Source organism: Thermomonas fusca DSM 15424, from assembly GCF_000423885.1.
Classification (GTDB): Bacteria; Pseudomonadota; Gammaproteobacteria; order Xanthomonadales; family Xanthomonadaceae; genus Thermomonas; species Thermomonas fusca.
On the sequence record NZ_AUIV01000008.1, the window covers coordinates 132,987 to 140,608 of the forward strand.

Consider the following 7,622-nt stretch of genomic DNA (forward strand, 5'->3'; position numbering starts at 1 on the left):
CTTGCGCCGTTCATCCCCAAGGAACGGATATGTCCCGCAACCGCTTCGTTGGCCTGCTGCTGGCGCTTGCTGGCCTCCTGCCCATCGCCGCGCAGGCCCAGGCCCGGGCCAGGAAGCCGGCCGCACCGATGGTGGCGCGGGTAGCGGTGGCCTCCAATTTCGCCGACGCCGCCAAACAGCTGGCAGCCGCCTACGGCATGCAGAGCGGGCACCGGATCGAGGTCAGCGCCGCCTCCACCGGCAAGCTGTATGCGCAGATCCGCCACGGCGCGCCGTTCGACGCGCTGTTGTCGGCGGATGCGGAAACGCCGCGGATGCTGGTGGAAGAAGGCCTGGCCGACGGCGACACCCTGCACGACTACGCCATCGGCCGGCTGGTGCTGTGGAGCCGCGATCCTGCGCGGGTGAAGGACGGCGAAGCGCTGCTGCGCAAGGGCGAAGTCGAGCGGCTGGCAATCGCCAATCCCGAACTTGCCCCGTACGGCGCGGCGGCGCGCGAGTCGCTGGACTATCTGCGCCGCTGGGAAGAGCTGCGGCCCAGGCTGGTGCTGGGCGAAAACGTCGGCCAGGCCGCCCAGTTCGTGGTCAGCGGCGCCGCGCCGCTAGGCCTGCTGCCGCGCTCGCTGGTGCAGGAAGCGCGCAAGACCCACCGCGGTTCCGGCTGGGAGGTGCCGGCCAGCTGGCATGCGCCGATCGTGCAGAGCGCCGTGCTGCTCAAGCGCGGCGAACGCAATCCGGCCGCGCGCGGGTTCCTGATGTACCTGCAAAGCCCGGCAGCGAAGCAACGCATCCGCGCCTTCGGCTACGACTGATCCGCGATGGATGCCGCCGCGCCGGCCTGGCTGGCCGCCAGCTGGGTGACCCTGAAGTTGGCCGGGCTGACCACCCTGATCCTGCTGGTGATGGGCATGCCGCTGGCGTGGTGGCTGGCGCATACGCACTCGCGCTGGCGCGCGCCCGTGGGCGCGGTGGTGGCGCTGCCGATGGTGCTGCCGCCGACGGTGCTGGGCTTCTACCTGCTGATCGGCTTCGCCCCCGATGGCCCGGTCGGCCAGCTCACCACCGCGCTGGGGCTGGGCACGCTGGCGTTCACCTTCAAAGGCCTGCTGCTGGCTTCGGTGCTGTACTCGCTGCCGTTCGTGGTGCATCCGCTGCAGGCGGGCTTCGCCGCGCTGCCGCCATCGCTGCTGGAGGCCGCTGCCACCCTGCGCGCCTCGCCGCTGGATCGCTTCTTCAGCGTGGTGCTGCCGCTGTCGCGGCCGTCGCTGATCACCGCCAGCCTGCTCGGCTTCGCCCATACCGTGGGCGAGTTCGGGGTGGTGCTGATGGTGGGTGGCAATATCGAGGGCGAGACGCGGGTGCTGTCGGTGCTGCTGTACGACCAGGTGGAAGGCATGGCTTATGCCGATGCGCACGTGCTGGCGGCCGGGCTGCTGGGTTTCTCGTTCGCGCTGCTGCTGCTGATGCAGTGGCTGGGCCGACGCACGGCGGTGGCGCATGGCTGAGCGCGCCGACGATATCCACATTGCGCTGCGGCTTGCCCGCGGCGATTTCCGCATGGACCTCGACCTGCGCCTGCCGGGCAGCGGCTGCAGCGTGGTGTTCGGCCCGTCCGGCTGCGGCAAGAGCACCTTGCTGCGCGCCATCGCCGGGTTGGAGCCACGCGCACACGGCGAAATCCGCGTGGGCGAGGCCTGCTGGCAGGACGCACGCAGCGCGCTGCCGGCGCATCGGCGCGGGATCGGTATGGTGTTCCAGCACAGCGCGCTGCTGCCGCACCTGTCGGTCGTCGACAACCTGCGCTTCGGCTGGAAGCGCGCCCGCGCCGCGCCGGAATTGCTCGAACGCTGGATTGAGCGGCTGGCGCTGGCGCCGCTGCTGTCGCGCAAGCCGGACTCGCTGTCCGGCGGCGAACGGCAGCGGGTGGCGCTGGCGCGCGCGCTGGTCAGCAACCCGCGCCTGCTGCTGCTGGACGAACCGCTGAGCGCGCTGGACGCGCCGCGTCGCACCGAGATCCTGCCGTACCTGGAAGCGGTGCGCCGCGAAGCCGGCATCCCGGTGCTGTACGTCACCCACGCGATCGAGGAGGTCGCGCGCCTGGCCGACCATCTGATCCTGCTCGACGCCGGCCGGGTCAGCGCCGCCGGGCCCGCGCTGGACGTGCTCAACCGCGACGACCTGCCGCTGGCGCTGCGCGACGATGCCGGGGTGGTGCTGGAAGCCGAAGTCAGCGCGCGCGATGCGCACGGCCTGCTCTCGCTGCACACGTCGGCCGGCACCCTGCACGCGCACGGCGGCGCGCACCCGCCCGGCACCCGCCTGCGGGTGCGCATCCAGGCCCGCGACGTCAGCCTGGCGCTGGGCCGGCACGATGATTCCAGCCTGCTCAACCTGCTGCCGGCCACGCTGGTGGCACTGTCCGACCTGCCCGGCGGGCAGGTGCAGGCGCGGCTGGAGGTGCAGGGCCAGGCGCTGCTGGCGCGCATCTCGCACCGCTCGGTGGAACGGCTGGGGCTGCAACCGGGCATGCCGCTGTGGGCGCAGGTGAAGGCGGTGGCGCTGCTGGTGTGAGCGGCAACATCCGCATGCCCCGACTTGATCCCGATCAAACGGCCTGCACGCCCCCGCCACTAGTCTCGATCAGCCTCCCCACGGCACCGATCCACCGCCCAAGCCCGCCACGGGAGAACCGCCATGCCTGCCCTGCTCCAGCACGTCCGCGCGTCCACCGAGAACCTGTCGCCGGGCTATTTCAGCATGGTGATGGCCACCGGTGTCGTTTTCAGAAGGCGATTGCACACATTTTCAAAAGTGCACTGCACTATGGCAAATAGGAGAAGCTTGCTCCACCTCTTGGGTTCGGGAATTGTCCAGTCAATGCCGTGAGAGTAGAATTACGACCTTCATCAACTGCGGAGTTCCCAAGTGGGCACTTGTTCGAGTAACAGTAGTCAGCCGGTTTTAAGCGCCGGCACCCTCTCGGCAAGATAACGCGCAGGTTCTCCCTGCCGCTGTCTCGCCGAACGCGAGAGGCGGCAACCCGTCGCAGCATCCGCTGCACGTCATTCGCCTCCCAGACGACTGATTGGCTGATCGCCCCAGGGTGATCGGCCACGAACATCGCTTGCCGTGTGCATCAACCAAGGTGCCACGCGATGAGCCGTGCACGCGACAGGGCTTCGCCTCGATCCAAGAGGAGAACGCTGTGCGTATGACCCGTTTCCGACACCCCGGCCGCTTCGGCGCGGCCTACCCGCCACTCCGCTCGGCGCTGCTGAGTGCCGCTTTGCTGGCAGGCAGCACCGCCCATGCGGCACGCCCCATGATTACCGACGACGCCCGCATCGTCGATGCCAAGGCGTGCCAGCTCGAAAGCTGGGTCAAGAAGAACCCGGACAGCACCGAATTCTGGGCGCTTCCGGCCTGCAATTTCACCGGCAATCTGGAGCTGACCTTGGGCGGAGCCTCCACCCGCGAAGCGGGCAGTGCCAAAACCACAGATGTCGTCATGCAGGGCAAGACCCTGTTCAAAGCCATGGACAGCAATGGCTGGGGCATTGGTTTGGCCGCCGGTACGGTTCGCCACCCGCAAGCGGATACCCGCGACTGGTATGCCTATGTGCCGACCAGCTTTTCCTTCCGCGACGATGCCGTGGTCGTTCATACCAATGTGGGCTGGCTGCGCGAGGGGGAGACCCGGCGCAACCGTTTGACCTGGGGCCTGGGCACCGAAGCCCAGCTCACTGAACGCACCTGGCTGATCGCCGAGACCTTCGGTCAGAACCAGGGCAAGCCCTTTCATCAACTCGAACTGGCTGGTGCCGGATCGCATCCAGCTCGATGCGACTTACGGCAACCGCAACGGCGGCGGCGAACGATGGTTTTCCATCGGCCTGCGCCTGCTGTCGGTGCCGTTCCTGCCGTGATGCCATGACCGTCACAAAACCTTAGCAAACTATGCCAGACCCTGAATATCGGCTGCCTGCCTGAGCACGCTTTCAACAGTGTGGATCGGGCAGGCCGCCCCGGAGAACAAGAATGAACTTCACACTGCTGAAAGAGCTGTTCGCAGGCTTCCTGCGTACCCGTCACCTCGCCAGACACTTCCGCCGCCTGGCGCTGCTGGACACCCTCGCGCAGACCGGCGTCAGCCGCGAAGTGCCGCCAGAGCTGACCCAGACCCTGGTCAGCGCCGCGACGGCTGCCCCCGCCACCTTGCTGCGGCAACTGGACAGCCACGCCGATGGCTTGTCCGAATCGCAGGCCGAGGCCGTTCGGACCCGCGTCGGCCTGAACGAGGTTGAGCACGAGAAGCCGCTGCCTTGGTGGACCCACCTGTGGCACTGCTACAAGAACCCGTTCAACCTGCTGCTGACGCTGCTGGCCGTCATCTCCTACCTTACCGAGGATATGAAGGCCACCGTGGTGATTGGCACCATGGTCGTGCTCTCGACCTTGTTGCGCTTCTGGCAGGAAGCCAAGTCCAACAAGGCCGCCGATGCGCTCAAGGCCATGGTCAGCAACACGGCCACCGTCATCCGCCGTGATCTGTCCGAGGATGCCGCGCCGATCTTCGAGCAGTACTACGGCGCGCATCTGCATGTGAAAGATGCCAAGCGCATCGAGCTGCCGATCAAGCTGCTGGTGCCTGGCGATCTGATTGTGCTGTCGGCGGGCGACATGATCCCTGCCGACTGCCGCGTGCTCAGCGCCAAGGATCTGTTCGTGGCCCAGGCCGCCATGACCGGGGAATCGATGCCGGTGGAGAAGTTCGCCACCCAACGCGACGCCAAGGCGATCAACCCGCTGGAACTCGACAACATCCTGTTCATGGGCACCAACGTAGTGTCCGGCTCGGCCACGGCCGTGGTGCTCGGCACCGGTAACGCCACGTACTTCGGCGCGCTGGCTTCCCGCGTCACGGCGACCGACCGCGCACCCACGGCATTCCAGTCCGGCGTCAACAAGGTGAGCTGGCTGCTGATCCGCTTCATGTTCGGGATGGCCCCGCTGGTGCTCTTCATCAACGGCTTCACCAAAGGTGACTGGATGGAAGCGCTGCTGTTCGCGCTGTCCATCGCGGTGGGCCTCACGCCCGAGATGCTGCCGATGATCGTGACCTCAACGCTGGCCAGGGGCGCGGTGATCCTGTCGCGCAAGAAGGTCATCGTCAAGCGCCTGGACGCGATCCAGAACTTCGGTGCGATGGATGTGCTGTGCACCGACAAGACCGGCACGCTCACGCAGGACAAGATTTTCTTGGCCCGGCATGTGGATGTCTGGGGCGAGGAGTCCGACGAGGTGCTGGAAGCGGCCTACCTCAACAGCTACTACCAAACCGGCTTGAAAAATCTGCTGGACGTGGCAGTGCTCGAACACGTGGAAGTGCATCAGGAACTGAACCCGGCCAACAACTACCGCAAGGTCGATGAAATCCCGTTCGACTTCAACCGCCGCCGTATGTCGGTGGTGGTAAGTGAGCGCGAGGACCACCACGAGCTGATCACCAAGGGCGCTGTCGAAGAAATTCTGAGCGTGTGCACGCAGGTGCGCCATGGCGACGCCGTGGAGCCGCTGACGCCCGATCTGCTGGCCCGCATCCGCGAAGTCACCGCCGCGCTGAACGAAGAGGGGCTGCGCGTGGTGGCAGTGGCGATGAAGGAGGTACCGCCGACCCAAGACACCTACGGCATTTCCGATGAGCGCGAGCTGACCCTGATCGGCTATGTGGCCTTCCTCGACCCACCAAAGGAATCGACCGCGCCTGCGCTCAAAGCACTGGCCGAGCATGGCGTCACCGTCAAAGTGCTGACCGGCGACAACGAGCTGGTGACGGCCAAGATTTGCCGCGAGGTCGGGCTGGATCAGCAGGGCGTGCTGCTGGGCAGCGACATCGAGCGCATGAGCGACAAGGTGCTGGCCGAAGCCGTGGAAAGCCACAACGTCTTTGCCAAGCTCACGCCCTCCCACAAGGAGCGCATCGTGCGCCTACTCAAAGCCAACGGCCATGTCGTTGGCTTCATGGGCGACGGCATCAATGACGCGCCGGCGCTGCGCACAGCCGACATCGGCATCTCGGTGGACACGGCGGTGGATATCGCCAAAGAAGCCGCCGACATCATCCTGCTGGAAAAGAGCCTGATGGTGCTGGAGGAGGGCGTGCTGGAAGGCCGCCGCACCTTCGCCAACATGCTCAAGTACATCAAGATGACGGCCAGCTCGAACTTCGGCAATGTGTTCTCGGTGCTGGTGGCCTCGGCCTTCATCCCCTTCCTGCCGATGCTGCCGATGCACCTGCTGGTGCAGAACCTGCTGTACGACATCTCCCAGATCGCCATCCCCTTCGACAATGTGGATGACGAACTGCTGAAGAAGCCGCAGCGCTGGCAGCCGGGCGATGTGGGCCGCTTCATGGTGTTCTTCGGGCCGATCAGCTCGGTCTTCGACATCACCACCTACGCCATGATGTGGTTCGTGTTCAGCGCCAACACACCCGCCGAGCAAACGCTGTTCCAGTCCGGCTGGTTCATCGTCGGCCTGCTGACCCAGACCTTGATCGTGCACATGATCCGCACGCCGAAAATCCCGTTCATCCAGAGCCGGGCAGCGACGCCGCTGCTGGTGATGACGGCGGTGATCATGGCCATCGGCATCTTCCTGCCGATGGGGCCGTTGGCGCACTACTTCAAGCTGCAAGCCCTGCCGCCGCTGTACTTCGTGTTTCTGCCCATGATCCTGCTGGCATACATGGGGCTGACTCAGGCCATGAAGGGCATCTATTTCCGCCGCTACGGCTGGCAATAAGGAGGCGAGCATGGAGGCAATTCAAAACATCAACCTGACCTCCCTGCTCGACACCCTGATCAGCCTGGCCGCAGCCTTCGTGCTCGGTGGGCTGATCGGCTTCGAGCGGCAGTACCGGCAACGCACGGCGGGCCTGCGCACCAACGTACTGGTGGCCGTGGGCGCGGCCTTGTTCGTTGATTTGGCCAATCGGCTGCACGGTCACGATGGGGCCGTGCATGTCATGGCCTATGTGGTGTCCGGCATCGGCTTCCTCGGTGCGGGCGTGATCATGCGCGAAGAGGGCAATGTGCGCGGCCTGAACACCGCCGCCACCCTATGGGGGTCAGCGGCAGTCGGTGCGGCAGCGGGTGCCGACCTGATCGTGGAGGCAGTATTAGGTGCCTTGTTCGTGCTGGCAGCCAACACCCTGCTGCGCCCCATCGTCAACACCATCAACCGCAAGCCGCTGGACGTGGAATCGGTCGAGGGGGTTCACCCCCGTTTTCACGGACACTTACGAGAAGGCCGATGCAGGGCCATGAGGAGTGTTCATGTCGAAGCGAAGGAAGTTCAGTGCGGAGTTCAAGCGCGGTGCGGTTGAGCAGGCTAGTCAGCCTGGGGTGAGCTGTGCCCAGGTGGCCCGGGAGCTCGGGGTCCGGGACAACTTGCTGACCCGTTGGAAGCGGGAAGCCCAGAGCCAGGGCAAGGTGGCCTTCAGCGGCACCGGGACGCCTCGGGATGAGGAACTTGTGCAACTCAAGCGCGAACTGGCGCGGGTGAAGAAGGAACGCGATTTTTTGCGAGAAGCGGCGACGTTCTTTGCCAAGGGATCATCC

At 65.8% G+C, this 7,622-nt stretch carries 5 protein-coding genes and 2 pseudogenes; all 7 read left to right on the plus strand.

The window, feature by feature from the left end; all coding sequences use genetic code 11:
• Window positions 1–29 precede the first annotated feature (29 nt).
• Window positions 30–812, plus strand: coding sequence for a molybdate ABC transporter substrate-binding protein (modA, locus tag G582_RS0104705; protein WP_028838846.1), 783 nt, complete (start codon window positions 30–32; stop codon window positions 810–812).
• Between the two features lie 6 nt (window positions 813–818).
• The gene (modB, locus tag G582_RS0104710) at window positions 819–1,505 is read left to right on the plus strand and encodes a molybdate ABC transporter permease subunit (protein ID WP_028838847.1); all 687 of its coding nucleotides are present in this window, start codon (window positions 819–821) and stop codon (window positions 1,503–1,505) included.
• Window positions 1,498–2,571, plus strand: coding sequence for a molybdenum ABC transporter ATP-binding protein (modC, locus tag G582_RS0104715; protein ID WP_028838848.1), 1,074 nt, complete (start codon window positions 1,498–1,500; stop codon window positions 2,569–2,571). Before modB ends, modC begins: the two co-directional genes overlap by 8 nt.
• A 640-nt stretch (window positions 2,572–3,211) precedes the next feature.
• A complete protein-coding gene (locus G582_RS15530; RefSeq protein WP_248642678.1) occupies window positions 3,212–3,934 on the plus strand; it encodes a hypothetical protein in 723 nt (240 codons plus the stop codon).
• 104 nt (window positions 3,935–4,038) lie between these two features.
• Window positions 4,039–6,804 (plus strand): magnesium-translocating P-type ATPase, encoded by a 2,766-nt coding sequence (mgtA, locus tag G582_RS0104725; protein WP_028838849.1) that lies wholly within the window; start codon window positions 4,039–4,041, stop codon window positions 6,802–6,804.
• A 10-nt stretch (window positions 6,805–6,814) separates the two neighbouring features.
• Window positions 6,815–7,255 (plus strand): annotated as a pseudogene (locus tag G582_RS15535) (MgtC/SapB family protein); the annotation flags it as partial.
• Between the two features lie 82 nt (window positions 7,256–7,337).
• Window positions 7,338–7,622, plus strand: a pseudogene (locus tag G582_RS17455) (transposase); the annotation flags it as partial.

Coding starts and splice junctions, on each gene's coding strand:
- modA (WP_028838846.1), top strand. CDS start 30: ATGTCCCGCAACCGCTTCGTTGGCCTGCTGCTGGCGCTTGCTGGCCTC.
- G582_RS15530 (WP_248642678.1), top strand. CDS start 3,212: ATGACCCGTTTCCGACACCCCGGCCGCTTCGGCGCGGCCTACCCGCCA.
- modB (WP_028838847.1), top strand. CDS start 819: ATGGATGCCGCCGCGCCGGCCTGGCTGGCCGCCAGCTGGGTGACCCTG.
- modC (WP_028838848.1), top strand. CDS start 1,498: ATGGCTGAGCGCGCCGACGATATCCACATTGCGCTGCGGCTTGCCCGC.
- mgtA (WP_028838849.1), top strand. CDS start 4,039: ATGAACTTCACACTGCTGAAAGAGCTGTTCGCAGGCTTCCTGCGTACC.